Source organism: Gymnodinialimonas ulvae (assembly GCF_037543845.1).
In the GTDB taxonomy this organism is placed as follows: domain Bacteria; phylum Pseudomonadota; class Alphaproteobacteria; order Rhodobacterales; family Rhodobacteraceae; genus Gymnodinialimonas; species Gymnodinialimonas ulvae.
The window spans coordinates 959640-982004 of sequence record NZ_JBBIFX010000001.1; the positions used below are offsets into that span (position 1 = coordinate 959640).

21 protein-coding genes are annotated in these 22365 nt (G+C 63.9%); 13 read left to right on the plus strand and 8 right to left on the minus strand.

The genetic code is table 11. The annotated features are described in order from the left end of the window. Nucleotides 1-124 precede the first annotated feature (124 nt). The 6 genes from V8J83_RS04595 to V8J83_RS04620 are packed head-to-tail and all read right to left on the minus strand — an operon-like array spanning nt 125 to nt 5387. Nucleotides 125-1318: a hydantoinase/carbamoylase family amidase gene (locus V8J83_RS04595; protein ID WP_339983927.1), complete on the minus strand. Its 1194-nt coding sequence runs from the start codon at nt 1316-1318 to the stop codon at nt 125-127. A gap of 48 nt (nt 1319-1366) precedes the next feature. Then, on the minus strand, nt 1367-1864 hold the full coding sequence (locus V8J83_RS04600; RefSeq protein ID WP_339983930.1) for a GAF domain-containing protein: 498 nt from the start codon (nt 1862-1864) through the stop codon (nt 1367-1369). Then, a complete protein-coding gene (locus V8J83_RS04605) occupies nt 1861-2613 on the minus strand; it encodes an ABC transporter ATP-binding protein (protein WP_339983933.1) in 753 nt (250 codons plus the stop codon). Before V8J83_RS04605 ends, V8J83_RS04600 begins: the two co-directional genes overlap by 4 nt. After that, nucleotides 2610-3437 carry an ABC transporter ATP-binding protein gene (locus V8J83_RS04610; protein WP_339983935.1) on the minus strand — a complete coding sequence of 276 codons (828 nt, stop codon included), beginning with the start codon at nt 3435-3437 and terminating at the stop codon, nt 2610-2612. The genes V8J83_RS04605 and V8J83_RS04610 overlap by 4 nt, the downstream gene beginning before the upstream one ends. Continuing rightward, nucleotides 3434-4342, minus strand: a complete 909-nt coding sequence (locus tag V8J83_RS04615; RefSeq protein ID WP_339983937.1) for an ABC transporter permease — start codon at nt 4340-4342, stop codon at nt 3434-3436. Before V8J83_RS04615 ends, V8J83_RS04610 begins: the two co-directional genes overlap by 4 nt. 1 nt (nt 4343) lies before the next feature. Further along, complete coding sequence (locus V8J83_RS04620) at nt 4344-5387, minus strand: ABC transporter permease (RefSeq protein ID WP_339983939.1); 1044 nt, start codon at nt 5385-5387, stop codon at nt 4344-4346. Between the two features lie 124 nt (nt 5388-5511). Between V8J83_RS04620 and V8J83_RS04625 the strand changes: the two genes are divergently transcribed. The 3 genes from V8J83_RS04625 to V8J83_RS04635 all read left to right on the plus strand — a co-directional run bounded on the left by V8J83_RS04625 (nt 5512) and on the right by V8J83_RS04635 (nt 8925). Beyond that, nucleotides 5512-6129, plus strand: coding sequence for a helix-turn-helix domain-containing protein (locus tag V8J83_RS04625; RefSeq protein WP_339983941.1), 618 nt, complete (start codon nt 5512-5514; stop codon nt 6127-6129). 25 nt (nt 6130-6154) lie between these two features. Beyond that, on the plus strand, nt 6155-7744 hold the full coding sequence (locus V8J83_RS04630; RefSeq protein WP_339983943.1) for an ABC transporter substrate-binding protein: 1590 nt from the start codon (nt 6155-6157) through the stop codon (nt 7742-7744). An 86-nt stretch (nt 7745-7830) separates the two neighbouring features. Continuing rightward, complete coding sequence (locus V8J83_RS04635) at nt 7831-8925, plus strand: M24 family metallopeptidase (RefSeq protein WP_339983945.1); 1095 nt, start codon at nt 7831-7833, stop codon at nt 8923-8925. Nucleotides 8926-8946: 21 nt separating this feature from the next. Here V8J83_RS04635 and V8J83_RS04640 read toward each other — a convergent pair whose 3' ends face one another. Continuing rightward, nucleotides 8947-10395 (minus strand): AMP-binding protein, encoded by a 1449-nt coding sequence (locus tag V8J83_RS04640; protein ID WP_339983947.1) that lies wholly within the window; start codon nt 10393-10395, stop codon nt 8947-8949. A 109-nt stretch (nt 10396-10504) separates the two neighbouring features. Between V8J83_RS04640 and V8J83_RS04645 the strand changes: the two genes are divergently transcribed. Then, the gene (locus V8J83_RS04645; protein WP_339983949.1) at nt 10505-11188 is read left to right on the plus strand and encodes a fumarylacetoacetate hydrolase family protein; all 684 of its coding nucleotides are present in this window, start codon (nt 10505-10507) and stop codon (nt 11186-11188) included. A 6-nt stretch (nt 11189-11194) separates the two neighbouring features. Here the strand turns inward: V8J83_RS04645 and V8J83_RS04650 are convergent, their stop codons facing one another. Next, nucleotides 11195-12718 (minus strand): OpgD/OpgG family glucan biosynthesis protein, encoded by a 1524-nt coding sequence (locus V8J83_RS04650; RefSeq protein WP_339983951.1) that lies wholly within the window; start codon nt 12716-12718, stop codon nt 11195-11197. A 261-nt stretch (nt 12719-12979) separates the two neighbouring features. Between V8J83_RS04650 and V8J83_RS04655 the strand changes: the two genes are divergently transcribed. From V8J83_RS04655 to V8J83_RS04695, 9 genes are all read left to right on the plus strand, one after another. Continuing rightward, nucleotides 12980-13705 (plus strand): CDP-alcohol phosphatidyltransferase family protein, encoded by a 726-nt coding sequence (locus V8J83_RS04655; protein ID WP_339983953.1) that lies wholly within the window; start codon nt 12980-12982, stop codon nt 13703-13705. Beyond that, nucleotides 13678-15321: a sulfatase gene (locus tag V8J83_RS04660; protein WP_339983955.1), complete on the plus strand. Its 1644-nt coding sequence runs from the start codon at nt 13678-13680 to the stop codon at nt 15319-15321. Before V8J83_RS04655 ends, V8J83_RS04660 begins: the two co-directional genes overlap by 28 nt. After that, the gene (locus V8J83_RS04665; RefSeq protein WP_339983957.1) at nt 15318-16244 is read left to right on the plus strand and encodes a lysylphosphatidylglycerol synthase transmembrane domain-containing protein; all 927 of its coding nucleotides are present in this window, start codon (nt 15318-15320) and stop codon (nt 16242-16244) included. Before V8J83_RS04660 ends, V8J83_RS04665 begins: the two co-directional genes overlap by 4 nt. 89 nt (nt 16245-16333) lie before the next feature. Further along, a complete protein-coding gene (locus V8J83_RS04670) occupies nt 16334-17335 on the plus strand; it encodes an ABC transporter substrate-binding protein (RefSeq protein WP_339983959.1) in 1002 nt (333 codons plus the stop codon). A 9-nt stretch (nt 17336-17344) separates the two neighbouring features. Further along, on the plus strand, nt 17345-18124 hold the full coding sequence (locus V8J83_RS04675) for an ABC transporter ATP-binding protein (RefSeq protein WP_339983961.1): 780 nt from the start codon (nt 17345-17347) through the stop codon (nt 18122-18124). Further along, complete coding sequence (locus V8J83_RS04680; RefSeq protein WP_339983963.1) at nt 18121-19662, plus strand: ABC transporter permease; 1542 nt, start codon at nt 18121-18123, stop codon at nt 19660-19662. Before V8J83_RS04675 ends, V8J83_RS04680 begins: the two co-directional genes overlap by 4 nt. Next, nucleotides 19662-20699 (plus strand): glycosyltransferase family 4 protein, encoded by a 1038-nt coding sequence (locus V8J83_RS04685; RefSeq protein ID WP_439649772.1) that lies wholly within the window; start codon nt 19662-19664, stop codon nt 20697-20699. The genes V8J83_RS04680 and V8J83_RS04685 overlap by 1 nt, the downstream gene beginning before the upstream one ends. Next, the gene (locus V8J83_RS04690) at nt 20696-21424 is read left to right on the plus strand and encodes an FkbM family methyltransferase (RefSeq protein WP_339983967.1); all 729 of its coding nucleotides are present in this window, start codon (nt 20696-20698) and stop codon (nt 21422-21424) included. Before V8J83_RS04685 ends, V8J83_RS04690 begins: the two co-directional genes overlap by 4 nt. 45 nt (nt 21425-21469) lie before the next feature. Further along, on the plus strand, nt 21470-22363 hold the full coding sequence (locus tag V8J83_RS04695) for a hypothetical protein (RefSeq protein WP_339983969.1): 894 nt from the start codon (nt 21470-21472) through the stop codon (nt 22361-22363). Nucleotides 22364-22365: the final 2 nt, after the last annotated feature.

Genomic DNA, 22365 nt, shown 5'->3' on the forward strand with positions numbered 1-22365 from the left:
TGTGCGATCTATCAACCTCCAGCACAAGACCTACCCAAAGCGAACAGAGAAGTGTTGCTAATATGAACCATCCAATAATAGCCGCCGTCGCGCGGCTTGCGTGAGTGCGCCGTCGCCAAAGCGATCAAACGCGCCGAACCGCCTCTGCGAGGACTTGCAACCCGGTCACCAGGTCCGCCTCCGCTGTATCTTCCCCGAAGGCATGGGATATGCCGTTAATGGACGGCACGAAGAGCATACCCACCGGCATCAACGCAGCCACATTGGACGCATCGTGAAGTGCGCCGGACGGCATCGCGCGCCACCGACCCGGCGCGACAGCTTCGGCGGCCTGCGAGAGCACCGATTGCATCGTTTCGTCCATCGGCATCGGTGACAGATCCTGCCGGAGCCGCTCCGCCGATATCTCACACCCGCTGCTGAGCCGGACATCGTCCAGCGTGTCGAGGATCACGCGCTCCATCCGCGACAACCGCTCCGCATCCGCGTCGCGCCATTGCAAGGTAAAGACCGCGCGCCCGGGCACAATCGACGACGCGTTGGGCTCCAACCGAAGATGTCCGATGGTCCAGACCGATTGCGGCGTGACGACGTTGGCGAAGCGATCTTCGAGCAACGTGGAAATGCAGGTGACCGCCGTGAACGCGTCTCGCCGCAGGGCCATCGGCGTGGTTCCGGCGTGATTTTGCTGCCCGTTGACGGTGATCTGCAACTGACGAAGGCCGACGATCCCGGTGACGACGCCAATCGCCTCTTTCGCCTGATCCAGAACCGGGCCTTGTTCGATATGCATTTCCAGAAATCCGGCAAAGCGTGCCGGATCCACGAAGTCGCCAACGTCCGAGCCGAGCTTGGCGCGCGCCTCGGCGAAGGTCATCCCATCAGTCGCGCGCAAGCCATCTGCCTCCTGCAGCGCAAGCTTGCCGGACCAGACCGAACTGCCGGTGAGCGCCCCAAACCGCCCCTCTTCATCCTGAAAGCTCACGATTGAGACCGCAGGTCCTCCCGCAGCCGCGCTCGCCCGCGCAATTTCGAGTGCAGCGATCACACCCAAGGCACCGTCCAGCCAGCCGCCTTCGGGTTGTGTGTCGCTGTGGGAGCCAATCAGGAGCGAGCGTCCCGGTGCCAGGCCGAAGAGATTTCCGAGCGGATCGAACTGCGGTAGCAATCCGGCCTCCCCGATGCGCTCCGCCAGCCAATCTCGCGCCGCGATGTCGGCCTCGGAAAACGCCCGGCGCCGCACACCGACGCCGTCCTTTCCGAACCGACGCAGCATATGCAGATCTTCCAAAAACCGGTGCGGGTCGACGTCGAACATCTTCCGTTCCTTCCCTTGTCTGTACCGATGATTGTAACGATGCGCGGCTCAGCCTTTCGCGAGGGCGCGCGCCGTTTCCATCGCGTCGCGGGCCGGATCCGAGAGCAATGCCTGAATAGTGGCGACGCGGTCCGGCGTGAAGTGGTGTGCAACATCCAGCAGATTGACGGTTCCGATGACCCGACCCGCGGCGACGATCGGCAGGTTCATCACCGACCCGCACCCAAGCGCCCCGATCAGTACGTGATCTGAAAATACGTGAGCTATGTCCGATAGAGTATTGGCCACAAAACACTTTTGCTCACCAAGCACCTCCGCAGACCAGGCATTTTCTTCAATCGGTTTGATGCCGGATGTGGGATAGGCCTCGGGCATGTTGGTGAAGGCACGTTGCGCCACGCGGCCCGTGGGGTCGACCGCCATGATCGTCCACAAACGCACCGGCATTATCGCGTCGCTCAGGCGATACAACGCCGCGTAAGCATCGTGCGGCGTTTGGGCCGTGGCAAGCTTATCGGCGAAGCGGGTCTTGTCCGTTGTCGTCATCTGTCCCTCGTCTCGCCGACACTGCCGCTGGCGGCGTAAAGCGCTTTCGCGTAGGGGTCCGTGAAGGCCCCGTTATGCAAGGTGCTGGCCGCCGCGATCTCCACGATGCGGCCGTTGTTCATCACAGCCATGCGCTCGCACAGAAAACTGACCACGGGCAAATTGTGCGTCACCATCAGATACGTCAGCCCGCGATCGCGGCGCAACCGCTTGAGCAGGTTGAGGATTTCGGCCTGTACCGAAACATCAAGTGCAGAGGTCGGCTCATCGAGCAGCATAACCTCCGGGCCAAGGATCAGCGCCCGTGCAATGGCCACGCGTTGCCGCTGCCCACCGGACATCTGATGCGGGTAGCGGAACCGGAACCGCCGGTCGAGGCCGACATCGCTCAGGACTTTTTCAACACGCGCATCCTGATCCCCGAGCCCGTGGATCGCCAAAGGTTCGGACAAGACCGCATCGACGGTTTTGCGCGGATGCAAGGAGCCGTAAGGGTCCTGAAACACCATCTGACAGCGTCGCGCGAGCGAAAGGTTCGGCGTGTGGCTGCCCGGTTGACCCAAAAGCTCAATCGAACCGCTCCATTCCGGCGCAAGGCCGCAGATCGCCTTCAGCACAGTCGACTTGCCGGAGCCGGATTCCCCAACCAAAGCAAAGCTTTCACCCTTGGAGACGTTGAAAGTCACCCCCTCTACAACGCGCGTGCCGTCATAGCCTATGTTCACGTTCTTGAGGCGGACCGCACTCATGTTCCGGCCCATTTCGTACGATCCATCACGGGCAATTCCGCGCGGGTTTCATGCATCTGCGGCACGGCCGCCAAAAGGCCCCGCGTATAGGGATGTTTGGCGTGTTCCAGGTCATCGGCGGCGCAGCTTTCCACCACGCGCCCGGCATTCATCACAAGGATCCGGTCGCAATACCGCGCCACCAGCGCCAAATCATGGCTGATCAGGATCAAACCCATCCCGTTGTCGCGCACCAAATCGTCGATCAGGCGCAGCACATCGCCCTGAACACTGACATCCAGCGCGCTCGTGGGTTCATCGGCGATCAAAAGGCGTGGCCGGGGGATCAGCATCATCGCGATCATCACGCGCTGGCCCATGCCGCCGGACAATTCATGGGCATACATGCGCGCGACGCGGTCGGGATCGTTGATGCGCACGGCCTCCAACATCTCGCGGACGCGGTGTTTCATGGCGCGGCGCGGCAAACGTTCATGAGTGCTGAGCGCCTCTTCGATCTGCGTGCCGACATTCATCACCGGGTTCAGCGAATACCGCGGGTCTTGCATGATCATGGAGATTTTCGCTCCGCGAATGGCTCGCATCTGCCGTTGCGACAGACCGGTCAGCTCCGTTCCATCAAAGGCCACATTGCCCGACACACGCCCCGGCGCACGGATCAGGCGCAGGATCGCGCGCCCGGTCATGCTTTTGCCCGAACCGGACTCGCCCACGATCCCCAAGCGCTCCTGCCCCAGCTCGAAGGACAGATCATCCACGACATTCACCCGCCCGCCGGGTGTCGGAAAGCTGACCGAAAGGTTCTGTACCTTGAGCAGGCTCATCCCTTGCGCTCCGATTTCGGGTCCAGCACGTCGCGCAGACCATCACCGAGAAAGCAAAAGCCGAGGGACACCAGGATGATGGCGAAACCGGGAAACGTAGAAACCCACCATTGATCGTAAATGAAGCTGCGCCCGCCGGAAATCATGGCACCCCATTCCGGGGCTGGCGGCTGCGCGCCGAGGCCAAGAAAGCCAAGCCCCGCCGCCGTCAGGATGATCCCCGCCATATCCAGCGTGACACGGATGATCATCGACGATGTGCACAATGGCAGCACATGGCGCGTGATGATGCGCGTGTGCGACGCACCGAGGCACCGCGCGGCGGCGATGAATTCGGTGTTGCGGATGGTCAGCGTTTCGGCCCGTGCGATGCGGGCGTAGGCGGGCCATGTGGTGATCGCGATGGCGATGATCGCGTTTTCGATGCCGGGGCCGAGCGCGGCCGCGAAGGCCAGGGCCAGCACCAGCTTGGGCATCGACAGGAATACATCCGTCACCCCCATCAGCATACGGTCGATCCAGCCGCCGAAATATCCCGAGACCGCCCCGACCAGCAGGCCCAGAGGCGCGGAGATAATCGCCACGAGCGCCACGATTTGAAGCGTGATCTCTGCCCCGTGCACGATCCGCGCAAAGATATCGCGACCCAATTGATCCGTGCCGAACCAGAACTCGGACGACGGCGGTTGCAGGCGGCGGTCAAGGTATTGTCCCCCGGCTCCGCCTGGCGCAATCAAATCGGCAAACAACGCCGTCAGGATCAGGGCGAGGATGATCGCCGCCCCCACCACCGCCAGCGGATTGCGCATCAAGGCCGACCCCCCCCGATAGGTACGCCCGGCCGCCGCTTGCCGACGCGAGGTTGGGCTATCATCCAGAAGCCAGGATCGCAGGCTGATGGCCATGCTAACGGCTCCTCGGATCGAGGATACGATAGAGCACATCCGAGATTTTATTGATCAGGATGAACACCGCCCCGATGACCAGCGTCGCACCAAGCACCGCGTTCATGTCCGCATTGAACAGCGCCGTTGTCAGGTAATTGCCGATCCCGGGCCAGGAAAACACCGTCTCGATCATCACGGAACCCTCCAGCAGGCCCGCATAGGATAGCCCGATCACGGTGATCAAAGGCACACGGATCGCGCCGAAGGCATGGACCCAGATCACCCGCCACTCGGCCACACCCTTGACCCGCGCGGTGGTGATGTATTCCTGGCTCAGCTGGTCGAGCATGAAGGACCGCGTCATCCGAGCGATGTAAGCCAGCGAGAAGACGCCGAGGATCGTGGCCGGAAGAATGATATGGGCCAGCGCGCTTTGGAATGCGCTGATGTCCCGGTCAAGCAGCGTATCGACCAACAGGAGACCGGTCACGACCGGCGTGATGCCATCGTAAAAGATGCTGATCCGGCCAGGTCCTTCGACCCACCCCAAGGTCGCGTAGAACAGAAGCAGGCCAACCAGCCCGAGCCAGAAGGCCGGTACGGAATAGCCCAGAAGCGCCACGACGCGGATCACCTGATCGATCACACTGCCCTGATGCGCCGCGGCCAAAACGCCCGCCGGGACGCCAAGGCCGACGCCGATGATTATCCCGAGCGTGGCCATTTCCAACGTGGCGGGGAAGACCCGCGCGAGGTCTTCGGCGACGGGTCGATTGGTCGAGACGGAGACACCCAAATCGAACCGCAACACATCAATCACATATGAGAAGAACTGCACGATCAACGGTCGATCGAGGCCCATTGCGACTTGCGCGGCTTCATATTGCTCGGGTGTTGCGCGGTCACCGACCACCGCAAGGACCGGATCAATCGGCACCACGCGCCCGATGAAGAACGTCAACGCCAGAAGGCCCAAAAAGGTCAACGCCACAACGCAGATGAAACGGATCACGGAAAGCGCGCCCCCTCCGATCGCGGTCTGGGTGATGGCCTGCGCCTTCATCTTGCAAATAGCTCCTTCGGATTTGAAATGCCGCGCCCGACAGATCAGTGTGCGCAATATTTTCCTTGGTATTGGCACATATTTTTGTTTAAATCAAAAAAATTATGATGAAGCGGGGGAGGACATGGCACGACCGAAGGCACAAAACGATCCCAATCTTGGGGCCTTGATCCGCAAACGGCGCAAACAGGCGAACCTGACGTTGCAGGCGCTTTGCGATGAAGCCGGGCTCTCCGTTGGATACCTCAGCCAGGTCGAGCGTGGCCAGGCGACTCCATCCCTTGGGACCTTGGCACAGATTGCGCGAGGGCTCGACGTGGGCCTGGAATACTTCATCGTGACCCAGAAACCGGGCGATAGCCTGACGCGGGCCGGCGCGCGCCCGCAATTTTCGATCGACGGCTCTTCGATGCGCTATGAGGCCATCAGCACCGATCTGCCTGGTGCCGAATTGTCCAGCTACCTGCTCCACGTGCCACCCGGCTACGTGTCCGAGATGGTCAGCCATGAGGGCGAAGAGATCATCTATCTGCTGGAGGGCTCGATCACGCAGACCCTTGGCGGGCAGCGCTTCATCCTGCAACAGGGGGACAGCCTGCATTACGCTGGCACAACCCCCCATGCCTGGTCCAACGAGACCGACACCACCACCCGTATCCTGTGGACCGGCACGCTTTCGGTCTTGCAGCAAAAAGGTGCGGTCAAACTGCCGGAGATGTCTCCGGCCAATAGCAATTCCTGACATGACCAATTGGAGGTTCCCTGATATGAGACTGATTAAACCCGCACTGCTTGCAGCTGTGATGGCGTTGCCGCTGTCTGGCCCCGCAGCCTACGCCGACACGCCACCCGAAATTCTTGTGGTGGCGCAGAACATCGACGACATCGTCGCGATCGACCCCGCGCAGGCTTATGAATTCACCTCCGGCGAGTTGGTGACCAACACCTACGACCGGCTGGTGCAATACGGCGCCGACGACCCCACCGTGCTTGCGCCCGGCCTTGCCACATCGTGGGAGATCGACGCCGACGCCAAGACCATCACCTTCACCCTGCGCGAGGGCGTGACGTTCAACTCCGGCAACCCGATGCGGCCCGAGGATGTCACCGGCTCTTTGCACCGTGTCGTGCAGTTGAACCTGACGCCTGCGTTCATCCTGACGCAACTTGGCTGGACGCCGGAAAACGTCGCAGAGATGGTCACGTCCGAGGGCAACACCGTCACGATCCGCTATGAGGGGGATTTTTCTCCGGCGTTTGTGATGAACGTCATCGCGTCCCGGCCTGCGTCGATCGTGGACATGGAAACCGTCATGGCCAACGAGGTCGACGGTGACATGGGCAACGCCTGGCTCAATGCCAACACCGCCGGCACCGGCCCGTTCCAGTTGACCGCCTTCCGTGCGGCTGAGCTGATCCGGATGGAGGCCAACCCGAACTATTTCAACGGCGCTCCGGGCGTCGAGGGGATCATCATCCGCCATGTCGCCGAAAGCGCTACGCAGCAATTGCTGCTGGAGTCGGGCGACGTGGACATTGCGCGCAATCTAACGCCGGATCAGGTGGCCTCGCTTGGTGGCGAAAACCTGCGTGTTGAGTCCTTCCCGCAGGCCGCCGTGCATTTCCTGTCGTTCAATCAGGCCGTCGATAGCCTGACCGATCCCGCCGTCTGGGAGGCTGCGCGTTACCTGGTCGATTACGAGGGCATGACTGACACAATTCTTGCAGGGCAAATGGAGATCCATCAGGCGTTCTGGCCCGAAGGGTTCCCCGGCGCCCTGACCGATACGCCCTATAGCTACGATCCCGAGCGCGCCGCGCAGATCCTGGCCGACGCGGATGTAGAGCTGCCGATCACCGTCACGCTCGACGTGATCAATGCCGCACCGTTCACGGACATGGCGCAGTCGCTTCAGGCCTCGTTTGCCGAAGCTGGGATCGAGTTCGAAATCCTGCCCGGTACCGGATCTCAGGTGATCACGCGCTATCGCGACCGGAGCCACGAGGCGATGCTGTTGTTCTGGGGTCCGGACTTCATGGACCCTCATTCCAACGCCAAGGCTTTCGCGTATAACTCCGACAATCGCCAGGAAACCTACACCGCCACCACGACATGGCGGAACTCCTGGGCCGTGCCGGAAGAGATGAACGCGATGACCACGGCGGCGCTTACGGAATCCGATCCGGCGGCGCGCGAAGAGATATACCTGGAATTGCAGCGTCAGGTACAGGCGGAATCGCCCATCGTGATCATGTTCCAAGCCTCCTATCAGGTGGCCTTTGCCGAGGGTGTAACCGGCGAAGTTTTCGGCGCCACATCGGACTTCGTTTTCTACCGTCTGATCGACAAGGAATGACCTGACACGATATCCACCGCCGGCCCCGCGGACTTGGGGCCGGCGCTTTCCATTCCGCTTTCCGATTTGTGACGGGGACCTGATCCATGGACGTTTTCAAAGACCGCCTCACCCGCCTTCGCGCCCGCATGGCCGACGTCGGCACGGATCTGGTCGCTCTTGGTCCCACGAGCCACATGGTGTGGCTTGCCGGAGCCGATCCACACGGCGATGAACGCCCCGTTATGCTGCTGATCAGCCAGACACACGCTGGTTTTCTGATGCCCGCGCTCAACGCCAATTCCGTGCGCCAGATGACGGACCTGCCGTTCGAGACATGGACCGATGACGCCGGGCCGGGTGAAGCCCTGGCGGCCTTGCTCAAGGCCTGTGGTCCTGCAAGCACTGTCGCGGTGGACGAGGCGATGCGCGCGGATTTCGCGTTGCTGTTGCTGGATGCGATGGACGCGCCCGCCCGCGATTTCTCACACACCACCTTGGGCCACCTGCGCGCCATGAAGGACGCGGCAGAACTCGACACACTGCGCGCCTGCGCCCGCCTGAACGACGCTGCCGCCACCGCCGGATTTGACGCGCTGGAGGTCGGCATGACCGAACGCGACGTGGCCCGCGTGATCCACGATCACTACAAAACCAACGGCGCGAAACCGGAATTCACCATTGTGGGCTTCGGCCAAAACGGTGCGTTCCCGCACCACCACACCGGCGACACCGCGCTGGCCGAGGACACGGCCGTGCTCATCGACACGGGGTGTCGGTTCAACGGCTATCCGTCCGACATGACGCGCTGCGGCTGGTTTGGGGGCACGCCCGATGCCACGTTTCTCGAGGTGTCCGGCGTGGTCGAGCAGGCCGTGCAGGCCGCGTTCGACGCCGTTCGGCCCGGTGCGGTCGCAAAGGACATCGACGCAGCCGCGCGGGGTGTGATCGCGGCGGCTGGCTACGGCGACTATTTCGTCCATCGCACCGGCCATGGCCTCGGCATTGACATCCATGAGCCACCCTACATCACCGCCACCTCCGACGTGATGCTCCACGAGGGCAACGTTTTCTCGATTGAGCCGGGGATTTACCTGCCCGGCCGCTTCGGAGTGCGCTTGGAGGATATCGTCACGGTCACCGCCGACGGCGCGGAGATCCTGTCGGGTCTGCCGCGCACGATCTGGACGTCCCGGCGTTAGGTTGTCGCAACCGCCGTCGCCCTAACCTTCCGCGCGCAACTGTGCCTTCTGCACCTTGCCCATCGTGTTACGCGGCAGTTCGGGCAAAACCCGCACCCTGCGCGGGATCTTGAACCGCGCCAACTTGTCCGACAACGCAGCGCCAAGGCTGGCCACATCCATCGCGCCGTCCGCCTTCAACACAATGGCCGCCGCCACGACTTCACCAAGATCAGGGTCCGGAAGACCGTAAACCGCGCTTTCGACGACCCCGGGAAGCGCGTCAATCTCAACCTCGACCTCCTTGGGGTAGACGTTAAAGCCGCCCGATATCACCAGATCCTTCTGCCGCCCGACAATTGACAGGTAGCCATCGGCGTCCAACTGCCCCAGGTCACCGGTGATGAACCAGCCATCTTCGGTGAAGCTTTCCGCGGTCTTTTCGGTATTGCGCCAATAGCCCGGCGTCACATTGGGCCCCTTCACCTCGACCACGCCGATCCCCTGCGCATCCGGCGCGGTGATCCGCATCTCGACCCCCGGCAAAGGATGGCCCACCGTGCCGGCGCGCCGATCGCCATCATAAGGGTTAGACGTAATCATGTTGGTCTCGGTCATTCCGTAGCGCTCAAGGATCGCGTGCCCGGTGCGCGCCTTGAACCCGGCGTGGCTTTCGGCCAGCAACGGGGCAGAGCCGGACACAAACACCCTCATATGCGCCAGCGCCTTGCGCGTGAACCGGGGGTCGCCAAGCATGCGCGTGTAGAATGTCGGCACCCCCATCATCGCGGTGCATTCCGGCAAGTGGCCCGCAACCGCGTCAATGTCGAAGCTCGGAAGGAACACCATCCGCCCCCCCGCCAGCAGCATGATGTTCGTTGCCACAAACAGCCCGTGTGTGTGAAAAATCGGCAAGGCGTGCAGAAGGCTATCGTCTTGCGTGAATTGCCATAGATCGCGAAGCACCTGCGCATTGGACAGCAGGTTGTCATGGGTCAGCATGGCGCCCTTTGACCGCCCCGTAGTGCCAGAGGTGTAAAGGATCGCCGCCAGATCTGCCCCCCCGCGCGCGACCGGAAAGGCCTCCGGCCCAGAGGCGGTCAGCTCGATCGGGGTGGCGACGTGGACCCCGCGCCGTTCGGCCACACAGCGCGCAGCTTCCGTGGTTTCGTCGAGCACGAGAAGCGTTGGATCGGCGTCGCCGAGAAAGTAATCTATTTCCGCCCCGGTATATCCGGTGTTGAGCGGTACAAAGACCGCACCCGCGGCCACCGTCGCCAGATAGAGCAAGAGACCCTCAGGCGATTTTGCGATCTGGCACAGAACCCTGTCGCCAGGTTTGACGCCAACGGCCTGCAGATGCGCGGCCGTCTGCGCCACGCGCTTTCGCAAGGGGCCGTATTCCAGAGCAAAGCCATCCGGTGTATTCAGAAACAGTGCATTGTCCGGCTGATGCGTCAGCAGCGCGGACATCAGGGTGTTGACGCTCATCTTCAGGGCCTCATTCTCGATCTTGAGTGCATATCACCACAGACATCGTGGCATTGGCCATGCCTGACCCGCATGTTAAGCCCCTGCCACATCGCACAGGAAAACGCCCATGCCCACATTTGTCATCCCGGCTGCGGATCAACCGGCTGTTCCGACATCGAGCGGCGAGCGATTTCCCGTGCGCCGGGTTTATTGCATCGGGCGCAATTTCGCGGATCACGCGGTTGAAATGGGCCATGATCCCACGCGCGAGGCGCCGTTTTTCTTTCAGAAGAACCCAGACAACCTCGATCCCTCGGGCCAATTTCCCTACCCGCCCCATACCGACAATGTCCATCATGAGGTGGAGCTTCTGATCGCGCTGAAATCCGGCGGCACGGACATCCCTTTGGACACGGCGCTGGATCACGTCTGGGGCTACGGCGTGGCGCTCGACATGACGCGTCGCGATCTGCAGGGCGCGGCCAAAAAGGCCGGGCGCCCATGGGAGATCGGCAAGGCCGCCGAACGCTCCGGCCCGGTGGGGCCCGTATATCCGGTCAGCGATGTCGGCCATCTCGAAGCGGGCCGGATCTCTGTTTCCGTCAATGGAGAGATGCGGCAGGACGGAGACCTGAACCAAATGATCTGGAAGGTGCCGGAAATGATCGCCTACCTCTCGGCCTATTTCGAACTGGCGGCGGGCGACGTCATTCTGGGCGGCACGCCAGCCGGCGTTGGCCCAGTGGTGCGGGGCGATACGATGGTGGCACGGATCGAGGGACTGGGCGAGATCACGGTGGACGTGACCTGAAGCGCGTCATTCCCGCCCGTCCCGCTTGCGGGTCCAGCGGTGCAGCCAGACCGGGCTGACGGCCAAGCCCGCCGCATCGCGCAGCACCAGTCGCAATTCAAGCGCGCGGGTCTCTTCGCCCGGCGTCACAAGGAATGTCGCGCGTTGGCCCCGCCCATCGGGCAGATCGAACAAGGCCAAGCCGCGCAGCATCTCGGGCGTGGACCCATCGCCCGACACCGACAGGTCGGGCATCAGCCCCTCTGCCGATCCGTCGAAATCAATCACGAACCGGCGTGTGCCGGGGAACTCATGCTCTCGCCCGCTGCGCGAGGCCAAGATGCGGGCGGGGCTTTGGGTGTCCGGCGCGGACAACGTCCAATCAATGCGGTAATCGTAACGGTATTCTCCGCCCGCCTCCAACGCCGCCTCCGGTCGCCAGAATGCAACGATATTGTCGAGGAATTCCGTGCCCGTCGGGATCTCCACCAAAAGGACCGCGCCCGGCCCCCACGCACTCTGCGGGCGCACAACGGCGGAGGGACGCGCCTCATAGCGCGCTTCGGTGTCTTCAAAATCCTCAAAGGTCCGCGCCGTTTGAAACAGGCCGAAACTGGTCGGATCGACATCCCCGAAGGCCGAGGTCTCTACTGAGACCGGGTTGCCAATGGGCCGCCAAAGCCGCTCGCCCGCGCCATTTTCCACGAACAGCACATCGCTGTCATGAACACGTGGGCGGAAATCGTCCGACGCGGCGTCGCGCATCGGCCCCTTGAGGTACATCGATGTCAACGGAGCGATCCCGATCGTTTCGAGGCGCGCGCGGGGGAACAGTGTCACGTTCACATCCATCACCGTGTCCACGCCCGGGCGCAGCACCAGATCGAAATGCCCGGTCAGGGACGGGCTGTCGATCAAGGCCTCCATCCGGATATGATCCCCCTGCCCTTCATGCACCCGCATATGGGTGAAGCGTGGGAATTCCTCGGGCACCGACCCGCCCGTGCCAAGGGCGACGGCGCGCGCCGACAGGCCATAGACCATCGCCCGCCCGATGGCGCGGAAATAGCTCGCGCCCTGGAATACCGCGACCTCGTCCATCCGGTCCGGCGCATTGACCGGATGGCGCAACCGCATGCCGGAAAACCCCGCACCGGGCGAGGTTTCGGGGATCTCGTCGAAATAACGCGGCTCAAAATCGAACAAGGCGGGCGTCAGCGGAAAATCCGACCACACACCGTCGACCTGCCGCTCCACCGTGACCGGGTCGGGAAAATAGAGGCCCGGCGGCATCAGATCGAGGGTGAACCCATCCCCCTGCGGCAGAAGCGCGGCCTGGCCCACGATCGGACGAATGCCGCGATAGGCGTCGTAGTCCAACCCTTCGAACGGGGCGGGCAAGACCCCAGATGGTGCGACATAGGCTTCACGTGCAAGCGCCCTGGCGGCCTCCAGTAATGAGGGAAGGCCAGATTGCGCGGCCAGTGGCAAGCCGTAGCTTGCCATGCCCGCAAGCGCCGTGCCCATGAACAACCGCCGATCCATCTTCATCCTGCATCCTCCCAAGGGCGCCCGTTCGCCCCGCCACAGATACGGTGATCTGCTCAATTCCTACGCACCAAACCGCAGGACCGCCCACGGATCATGCCGATTTCGTCATTTTCCCTACAAGGCCCTTTCTTGTACGCCTTGCCACATTACCATTCAGCCAAATCATGATCTGCCAACCCCGCCCTGAGCAAGGGCCCATTGCCCGGACCGCCTCAACCCTTGAGCGAGAGACCAACAAATATTGACGATCACGGGCCGCACATGCCGGGGCCTCTCTCGATTGTGAAGTCGGGCGGGCCGGTGGTGCCGTTCGGCCTCGCGGCCCTTGCAGGGCTTTGCGCCGTGATCCTTGCCGGGGGACTTCTCCCGAGCGTGGACCCATTGCGCGTCCAGCTCTGGGGCGGTGGTGCGTTTGCCGTTGCGGCGTCCGTAGCGCTTTTTGGGATGGCCCGCAGCTACCCGCATGGCGTGCCGGGCCTGTGCAACATTGTAACTTTGGCGCGCCTTGGTCTCGCCTGCTTGCTGGTCGGCGCGCTTGTGTCAGGGGCATCGGCGCAGTGGCTCGTGTTCGCCATCGCGGGGCTCGCTTTCGCGTTGGACGGCGTCGACGGCTATCTGGCGCGGCGCTCGGGCTTGTCCTCGGACTTCGGCGCGCGCTTCGATATGGAGGTCGACTCGGCACTAGCTCTGACGCTTGCGGCGCTCGCCTATTCGTCCGAGGCTGCGGGCGTCTACGTACTATTGCTGGGTTTGCCGCGCTATGCCTTCGGTTTGGCACAGGTTTTCCTGCCATGGCTCAACCGCCCCCTGCCGCCGCGCTTCACGCGCAAGGTTGTGTGCGTGATCCAGATCGCGGCGCTGTTGGTGATGGTCTTCCCGCTGGCCGGGTCGCCGTTTACCGATACACTTGCCGCTCTCGCGGCTTTGGCGCTGGTCTGGTCATTCTGGCGCGACATCGCTTGGCTGCGGGCCGAGGCCACGGCGTGAAATCGGTGCCGCTGATTGCTGCAGCCTTGATGCTGCATCTGGTGCTGATCCAGCCGAACCATCCCGGCGCCATGACCTGGGGCGCGCTATTGGCGTTTCCGCTCGAACTTCCCGCGATTTTGCTGGCCCTTTTGACCCTCGGGCGCAGTTGGGCCGGACAGGCTCTGCGCGTTGGTGTAACCTTGGCGTTAACCAGTCTCGCGGTGCTCAAGACCGCCGATTTCGTTAGCTTCACAGCCCTGTCGCGCGGCTTCAATCCGGTCACCGATCTCTCTCTGATCGATGCTTTTGCCCGGCTTCTGACCGGCGCGCTCGGCGTTGGCATGGCGATCGTCGTCGGCATCGCAGCGGTGCTTGCCATGGGTCTTGTCGCACTTTTGTTGTGGTGGGCCACTGGCGTATGGTCCGGCCTCCGCCGGTCCCGGCCCGCACGGCTGGCGACGGCCCCGCTTGCCTTGATGGCGAGCGGCGTCGCAGGCGCTGAAGTCGGGCACACGATGAACCGCTGGACGTTGCCCTATGACCCGGCGGGCGCTGCATTCACCGCGCGGGTCGGGGTCGAGCGCCTGGAGCTGATCCGCGACACCCGCGCCCGGCTGGCCGCGTTCGATGCCGCTGCCGCGCAGGATCCGTTTACCAACACCACCGGCCTGTTCGCGGCCATCGACCGCGATGTCCTCGTGATCTTCATCGAAAGCTATGGCCGCACCAGCTTCGACACCCCGCTCTACGCCGAGACCCACCGCGCGACCCTGTCCGCCGCCGAGGCGCGCCTTTCCGATCTCGGACTTGCGATGCAATCGGGGTTCATGACCTCACCCACGCAGGGCGGCCAAAGCTGGCTGGCGCACACGACCTTTGCAAACGGCCTCTGGGTCGACAATCAGATCAGCCATGCCGCGGCACTGGCCAGCGGGCGGGAAACGCTCTACCACCACGCCGCCGCCAACGGGTTCCGCACCGCGACGTTGATGCCGCAGATCACGCTGGATTGGCCGGAATCTGCAGTCATGGGCTTCGAGGATATCTTGGTGGCCGCCGATACGGGATATGCCGGATTGCCGTTCAACTGGGTCACGATGCCGGACCAGTACACGCTGGCAACGCTCGACCGGTTGCTGCGCGACGGCTCCGATCCGCGACGGCTTTTCGTGCAGGTCGCGCTGGTCTCGTCCCACGCGCCCTGGACGCCGGTGCCGGATCTGTTGCCGTGGGAGGCGATCACCGATGGCACCGAATTCAACAGCATGGCACAGGCCGGAGACCCGCCCGAAGTCGTCTGGCGCGACCATGACCGGGTGCGCGATCAATACCGCTTGGCCATCGATTATTCGCTACAGGTGGTCTTCGAATACGCCGCGCTGCATGCCGAAACGCCGCCATTGATCATCGCGGTCGGCGACCATCAGGCGGCGGGCTTCATTGCGTTGGACGAACGGGCCGAGGTTCCGATCCACGTGATCGGCCCCGAGGCGCTTGTGTCGCGTTTGGGCGCGCTCGCACCCTCACCCGGCCTTTTGCCCCCGGACGAGGCCGAGGCCATCGGGATGGAGACGGCGCGCGATATCCTTTTGACCGCGTTCCGAGCGGACGCAGCGGCGGAGTTGGGACAATGACGCGCCGCACCTTCGATCTCCTCCCCCGCTGGCTGACACGAACGGGGCAGCTGGGGCTGCTGGCGGGGTTGGCGTATCTTTTGTGGCACAGTGTCGATCTTCCACAGGCACTCGCCTACCTGGGCGGCGCGGATCTTCAGCTGCTCCTTGGCGCGGCTCTGTTGCTGAGCGTGCAGACCCTTTTGTCGGCATTGCGGTGGCGCCTGACCGCCTCGCGGCTTGGCATCATCCTGCCGCTTGGCCAGGCGATCCGCGAATACTACTTGAGCCAGGTCGTGAACCAGTCACTGCCCGGCGGCGTGCTCGGCGATGCGGGCCGCGCCGTCCGTGCGCGGGGACAGGCCGGGTTGCTGGCCTCCGGGCAGGCCGTGGTGTTCGAGCGGATTGCAGGCCAGATCGGGCTATTGGCGGTTCTGTTGGTGGCGCTCGCCCTGAACGCGGCACGCGCCGATGGCATCACATGGCCCGCCGGCGTCACAACGGCACTTTGGGTCGCCCTTGCCGCGGCTATGGTCGGCGCCGCCCTCGCGCTTTTCTTCCGGCAAAACGCCATCGGACGGGGCCTTTCACTTTTCCAAGACGCGGTGCTGGCCCGCCCGGTTTTCCCGCAACACGCAGCACTCAGCCTTGCCACCGCGCTCTGCAACATTGCCGGTTTCGCGCTTTGCGCCGCTGCGATCGGGGCGCCTCTTTCAATTCTCGCCGCGGCAACGCTGATCCCGATGATCCTCTTTGCAATGGTCCTGCCCCTGTCGATCAGCGGTTGGGGCCTGCGCGAGGGCGCGGCCGCAGTTCTGTTTCCCGTCGCGGGCCTGTCGGCAAGCGCGGGGCTGGCCGCAAGCGTTGCGTTCGGCCTGACCTTTCTGGCCGTGACCTTGCCGGGTCTTCTGATGCTGCGGCGCGGGCCGGATTTTGCCACCTGATCACAACTGGCGGTTGCCGGTTGAGTTCTCGAACACAAACCGCGAAACTATCAATAATACCAGACACCTGCAACGAAATGGACTTTCAGATGAAACGATCTTTTCCCCTCTCCCGCCGCTCTGTCCTGGCTACCGGAGCGAGTGCCCTCGGCGCGGCGTCCCTGGGTCTGTCCCCGCGTCTGGCGCAGGCGCAAACTGCTGTGAATTTTCAATTGTCCTGGCTGCATTCGACACAATTCGCCGGCAGCTACATCGCGCAGGATCGCGGTCTTTGGACCGAGCGCGGCCTGTCCGTCTCGCTGCAGCCAGGCGGCCCCAACGCACCAGTTGAACCGCCTGTCGTCTCCGGTTCGGCACTGATGGGCATCTCTGCCGCGGATTACACCGCCGCAGCGGTCTCTGAAGGGGCGCCGTTCAAGATCATCGGCGTCGCGATGCAGAACAATCCCTTCGCCATCGCCTCGCTGTCGGCCAACCCGGTCAACCAACCGTCGGACATGGAAGGAATGCGCATCGGCATGGCGCTGGCCAATACGCCGGTCCTGCAGGCGCTGTGCACCATCAACGATGTCGATTTCGACGCGATCGAGATCGTGCCGACGCAGTATTCGCCCCAGCCGCTTGTTGCGGGCGAGGTGGATTGCCTGCTGTGTTGGGCGACAGACCTGCCCGTCGCGATGACCGTACAGGGTGTGGACAACACCACGATGTTGATGGCCGATCACGGCTACGCAGTGCACTCGCAAACCTACATCGTAACCGAAGACAGCCTCGCCAACCGCCGCGAAGAGATCGTCGCCCTGATGGCCGGCGAAGTTGCCGGGTGGGCCGCCTACCGAGAGGACACCGCCGCCGCGACCGACCTGACGCTGGCCATGTACCCCGATGCGGGCCTTGACCGGGAGACGCAGCTTCTGCAGGCCGAACGTCAGGTGCCGCTGATGTTCTCGGATCTTACGGATGCCAATGGCTTCGGTTGGTGGACGGATCAAACCGTGGCGGCCAACATCGAGACGCTGGGGTTGCTTGGGCGGGACGTCAGCGCGGACCTCTGGGATCGCTCGATCCTTGAAGAAGTCCACAGCGTCTGACGCAGCGCGATGTCGGTTGAGATCCACTGCAACGGTCTGGCCAAGACCTACCCCGGCGGGGTCGAGGCGGTACGCCCGCTTGATCTGCGCCTGGAGGCGGGCCAGACCACGGCACTTGTCGGGCCATCGGGCTGCGGCAAGTCCACGTTGCTGCGGATGATGGCGGGGCTGGAGGATCCGTCCTTTGGCAGCCTTACCATCGGCGGTGCGCCAGCCGCCGAGACGCTGGCACGGGCGGGGCTTGCCGTGGTCTTTCAGGACCCTTCTCTGCTGCCCTGGCGGACCGTGCGGCAAAACATCGAACTGGCCCTCGATCTTGCCCGTAAACCGCGCAAAGGCTCCGATATCGCGCAATTGATCCACCTGGTGGGCCTCGACGGGTTTGCCGACACACGCCCCGCTGCGCTGTCCGGCGGCATGCGCCAACGCGCGGCCATGGCGCGGGCGCTGTCGACCAATCCCGATCTCTTGCTGATGGATGAGCCTTTCGGCGCGGTTGATGAGCTGACCCGCGCGCAACTGGCCGCCGATCTTCCTGGTATCTGGGAGGCGCGCGGGACCACGACGGTGCTGGTCACGCATTCCGTGACGGAGGCCGTGACCCTGTCTGACCGGATTGTTGTGCTGTCGCCGCGCCCGGCGACGGTGGTGGCCGATCTCGCCATCGACCTGCCGCGCCCGCGCCCCTCGAACCTCAAGGCGCTGGACGCATTCCAGTTCCATGTCGACGCCACCTTTGCAGCGCTGTCTCAAGGCGTGGCCAAGACACTGCCCAAAGCCGCGCAATGAGCCGCGCCCGCGCCTGGTTGGGGCCACTGGCGGCGCTGGTGCTTTGGGAAGGCTTGGCGCATCTCTTCGCAGGCGCGTTCGTGCTCGCGGCGCCCTCTGCAATCGTCCTTTACCTGACCGACAATGCGGCCCTCATGTCCCGTGCGCTTGGCGTCACCCTGACCAACGCCGCTGCGGGCTTTGTCCTTGGCAATGCCGCCGCGATCCTGCTTGCGGGTCTTGCCATCGCCCTGCCCCGCACCGAGGCGATGATCCGCGCGCTGGCCCTTGTCGTTTTCTGTCTGCCGCTGGTGGCCACCGGCCCGATCCTTCGCATCCTCTTCGGCCCCGGCACCGGCCCGCAGATCACGCTCGCGGCGCTTGCCGTCTACTACACAACTCTCATCCCCTTGCTGGTGGGCCTGCGCGCAGTGCCCTCCGATTGGCTCGACCTGGTGCGCAGCTACGGGCGCGGGCGCGTGACTGCGTTGGTGCGAGTGCGGGCCATGGCCTCCCTGCCCTATCTTGTGGCGGGCCTGCAGATCGCCGCGCCCGCGGCTTTTCTCGGCGCGATGGTGGGGGAGTTCACCGGGGCCGAACGGGGCATGGGCGTTCTCACGATCCGCGCAATGCGGGACATGAATGTCGAGATGACCTGGGCGCTCGCAACCCTGGCCACCATCGTGGCCGTCGCCACTTACCTCGCCATCGGTCATGCCGCGCGTGTGATCCTGACGGAGGAGCCGCCGGTGATCCTCGCCGCACCGGCCCGCGCCCGGCGCAATCCGCTGACCGCGCTTGTTATGGTCACGCTTACAACGGCCGCGATCGTGGCGATCTGGTGGGGTGGCCTTGAAGCGCTGAACCTGTCGCGGTTCTTCGCCAAGCGCCCCGATGACCTGATCGACGCTCTGTTTTTCGCCCCCGACGCGGCGCAAACGCGCGGCGCCCTGACCAATGCCCTGTCGGAAACGTTCGTGTTCCTGGTGCCCGGCTACCTTGCCGGTCTTGTTGCGGGGGCGGCGCTGGCCATGGCCCTGGTGCTGGCCCCAACGCTGGCCAATACCGCGATGCCGCTGGCCATTGCACTGCGTTCGGTGCCGATCATCACAACCGCGCCGCTGGTTGTCTTGCTGCTGGGGCGCGGTGCTGTGGGCACCGTTACGCTGATTGCCATTATGGTGTTCTTTCCGACCCTCATCGCGTGTGTGCACGGCCTGCGCCAGGCCCCGGGCCGGGCGACGGATGTGATGCGCTCCTATGCGGCCACACCCACCGCGATCCTGCGTTACGTGCGCATCCCGGCAATGCTGCCCGCCCTGTTTGCCGCCGCGCGCATCAACGTGCCGGCCTCGATCCTGGCCGTTACGGTTGTGGAATGGCTCGCCACCGGCAGCGGTCTGGGTGCGTTGATGGCGCTCTCGGCCTCGCTTTCGGATTACGACATGCTGTGGAGCGCCGTTGTCCTGACCACAGTGATCGCCGTCGTCGGCTACGGGATCGTCGGCCTGATCGAGCGTCGTGTCCTGACCAGTTACGCACCGGAGCAACTCGCATGATGCGCCAAGCTGCCTTCGCCATTCCCGGCGACATCGCCACGCTGACGGGCGGGTACATATACGAGCGTTGTCTGCTTCACGGTCTGCGTGATCTGGGCCATGATTTGACCCATATCGAACTGGGCGACAGCTTTCCGATGCCGAGCGCCGCCCATATGGAGCACGCAATTGAAACCCTCGCGGCCCTGCCGCCCGACCGCGCGCTGATCCTTGACGGGTTGGTCTATGGCTCCATCGACACCGCCGGGCTGGCCCGGGTCCGCGCGCCCATCGTCGCGATGATCCATCATCCGTTGGCCGCCGAAACCGGGCTTGATCCGGCCACCCAGGCGCACCTGTTCAAGACCGAACGCGACAACCTTGCGCTGGCCACCCGCGTTCTGGTCCCCAGCCCGCATACTTCCCATATCCTGAGCACCGATTACGGCGTGTCGCCCGAGAAGATCACAATCGCCCGCCCCGGCACCAAGCGCCCGAGCCTGCCGCACACGCCCTCCGATCCACCGCGTATCCTGTCGGTCGGCATCCTGCACCCGCGCAAGGGACACGACACCTTGCTGCAGGCGTTGGCGCGGATGACCGACCTCGACTGGCGCGCCACGATTGTGGGCGGCCCCCATGATCCTGCCCATGCCAAAGCCCTGGCCACGCTCGTCGAAACGCTCGACCTTGGTGACCGCGTGACCCTTGCAGGCCGGGTCGCGCAGGAGGATCTCGACCCGCTTTATGCACAGGCGACGCTTTTCACACTTGCCACGCGCTACGAGGGCTACGGGATCGTTTTTGATGAAGCGCTCGCCCGGGGTCTACCGATCGTGTCCTGCGCCACCGGGGCCGTGCCGCAGACCGTGCCCGAAGGGGCGGGCCTTTTGGTGCCAGTCGGCGATGTCCCAGCGCTCAGCGCCGCATTGCGCCGCGTGTTATCAGATCCCGAAACGCGCGCAGCCATGACCGTCGCCGCACAAACGGCCGGAGCCGCACTTCCGACATGGGCCGACACCGCCCGCACGGCCAGCAGCGTGTTGAACGCCCTATGATCAACCTGCGTCGGTCCTTCGATGTCTACTACCGTGACGCCGCGCGCACCGCGCGAATGGACGCGCTCAACGGGCAATTCATCCGCCCCGGCGCCTGCGCCTTCGACATCGGCGCTCATGTCGGGGACCGCACCGGCAGCTTCCTGCGGCTTGGCGCGCGCGTGGTCGCTTTGGAGCCTCAGCCGAAAGTGTTCCGCGCGCTGCGCCTGATCCACGGGCGCCATCCGAATGCCGTCTTGATCCGGTCTGCCATCGGTGCAGGGCCGGGCGACCTGCAACTCTACGTCAATTCGGCCAATCCCACGGTATCCACTGCCCATCGCCCGTTGATCGAGGCCGCGCCAATGACGCCCTCCTGGCAAGATCAGCTGTGGGATACCGAGATCACCGTCCCTGTCACCACGCTTGACGCATTGATCGCGACCCATGGCACGCCGGATTTCGTGAAACTGGATGTCGAGGGCTTCGAACACGAAGCGCTCAGGGGCCTGTCGCGGCCGATCCCGGCGCTGTCTTTCGAAGTGACCACCTTGCAACGTGCGGTCGGCTTGGCCTGTCTCGACCGGCTCGCCGCACTCGGGCACTATCGGTTCAACATCAGCCTGGGGGAAGACCACCGACTCCGTCATGCCGAATGGATGACCCATGACGCCACGCGCGCCGCTTTGTCCGCCCTACCAGATGCCGCGAACTCGGGAGACGTCTTTGCCCGATTGCAGACCTGACTGCGGGACATGGACCCGCGCGCGCCGCTGCGCCATCCTGCGCCCATGACCCAGCCCGTTTTCCCATCGCCGCAGCACCAGTCGTTTGGCTGCCTGATCCTGGTCAACCCCGACAGCGGCGAGATCACCCACGCCAGCGCCAATTGCGCCGACGCTTTGGGCCACGACCTAGGCACGCTTCTCGGCGCAAACTTGCGCGCCGTCCTGGGACAGAAGCTGTGGCATGCGCTGCGCAATGCTGCGGGCCATCCGGATTTTGCGGAGGCCTCTGTGGTGATGTCCGATGTCGGCCCGCTGGATGAAACGCACGACCTGCGCGCGTTTCGATCCGGCGCGCTGCACGGGATCGAGTTCGCCCCGCGCCTGCCATCCGGGCTGGGGACCACACCGGTTCTTGATGTCGCACGGGCGGCCATGGCGCAATTTCTGCCACTACAAAGTGAGGCTGAGCTGTCCACTGCGCTGAGCCGGTTCTTGCACCGTGTAACCGGCTACGACCATGCCGTGCTCTGGCAGGCCCCCGCGCCCGGTCTGGCCGACGCCCGCATCGTGGCCGAAGCAAAACGCCTCACCCGCGAGAGCGCCATCGGTCAAACGGAGCCCTGGTCCAATCTGTGGCAACCCGGAGACCCGGATTTGCGTGTGATCGCGGATTGCGGCGCAGCGCGTGTTCCGGTGTTGGCTGCCCCGCTGGCCCTCAGCGCCCCCGATCTGAACCGCGCCATGTGCAATGCGATACCAGACCACCGTATGACGCATCTGCACGCGCACGGCGTCGCGGCGGCGTTTCAGCTTCGTCTGAGCTGTCGGGGTGACGTTTGGGGAATGCTCGAATGCCAAAGCTTGCGTCCCCGCCGCCCGTCGGCACAGGCCGTCGCGCTCAGCCTTGCATTGTTGCCCTATCTCGACGTCAAACTGCAGAGCCTGACGCCGCGCTGACC

Bases quoted from the DNA above. Each gene is read 5' to 3' on its own strand.
- V8J83_RS04595 (WP_339983927.1), bottom strand. From the start codon at position 1,318: ATGTTCGACGTCGACCCGCACCGGTTTTTGGAAGATCTGCATATGCTG.
- V8J83_RS04600 (WP_339983930.1), bottom strand. From the start codon at position 1,864: ATGACGACAACGGACAAGACCCGCTTCGCCGATAAGCTTGCCACGGCC.
- V8J83_RS04605 (WP_339983933.1), bottom strand. From the start codon at position 2,613: ATGAGTGCGGTCCGCCTCAAGAACGTGAACATAGGCTATGACGGCACG.
- V8J83_RS04610 (WP_339983935.1), bottom strand. From the start codon at position 3,437: ATGAGCCTGCTCAAGGTACAGAACCTTTCGGTCAGCTTTCCGACACCC.
- V8J83_RS04615 (WP_339983937.1), bottom strand. From the start codon at position 4,342: ATGGCCATCAGCCTGCGATCCTGGCTTCTGGATGATAGCCCAACCTCG.
- V8J83_RS04620 (WP_339983939.1), bottom strand. From the start codon at position 5,387: ATGAAGGCGCAGGCCATCACCCAGACCGCGATCGGAGGGGGCGCGCTT.
- V8J83_RS04625 (WP_339983941.1), top strand. From the start codon at position 5,512: ATGGCACGACCGAAGGCACAAAACGATCCCAATCTTGGGGCCTTGATC.
- V8J83_RS04630 (WP_339983943.1), top strand. From the start codon at position 6,155: ATGAGACTGATTAAACCCGCACTGCTTGCAGCTGTGATGGCGTTGCCG.
- V8J83_RS04635 (WP_339983945.1), top strand. From the start codon at position 7,831: ATGGACGTTTTCAAAGACCGCCTCACCCGCCTTCGCGCCCGCATGGCC.
- V8J83_RS04640 (WP_339983947.1), bottom strand. From the start codon at position 10,395: ATGAGCGTCAACACCCTGATGTCCGCGCTGCTGACGCATCAGCCGGAC.
- V8J83_RS04645 (WP_339983949.1), top strand. From the start codon at position 10,505: ATGCCCACATTTGTCATCCCGGCTGCGGATCAACCGGCTGTTCCGACA.
- V8J83_RS04650 (WP_339983951.1), bottom strand. From the start codon at position 12,718: ATGAAGATGGATCGGCGGTTGTTCATGGGCACGGCGCTTGCGGGCATG.
- V8J83_RS04655 (WP_339983953.1), top strand. From the start codon at position 12,980: ATGCCGGGGCCTCTCTCGATTGTGAAGTCGGGCGGGCCGGTGGTGCCG.
- V8J83_RS04665 (WP_339983957.1), top strand. From the start codon at position 15,318: ATGACGCGCCGCACCTTCGATCTCCTCCCCCGCTGGCTGACACGAACG.
- V8J83_RS04670 (WP_339983959.1), top strand. From the start codon at position 16,334: ATGAAACGATCTTTTCCCCTCTCCCGCCGCTCTGTCCTGGCTACCGGA.
- V8J83_RS04675 (WP_339983961.1), top strand. From the start codon at position 17,345: ATGTCGGTTGAGATCCACTGCAACGGTCTGGCCAAGACCTACCCCGGC.
- V8J83_RS04680 (WP_339983963.1), top strand. From the start codon at position 18,121: ATGAGCCGCGCCCGCGCCTGGTTGGGGCCACTGGCGGCGCTGGTGCTT.
- V8J83_RS04685 (WP_439649772.1), top strand. From the start codon at position 19,662: ATGCGCCAAGCTGCCTTCGCCATTCCCGGCGACATCGCCACGCTGACG.
- V8J83_RS04690 (WP_339983967.1), top strand. From the start codon at position 20,696: ATGATCAACCTGCGTCGGTCCTTCGATGTCTACTACCGTGACGCCGCG.
- V8J83_RS04695 (WP_339983969.1), top strand. From the start codon at position 21,470: ATGACCCAGCCCGTTTTCCCATCGCCGCAGCACCAGTCGTTTGGCTGC.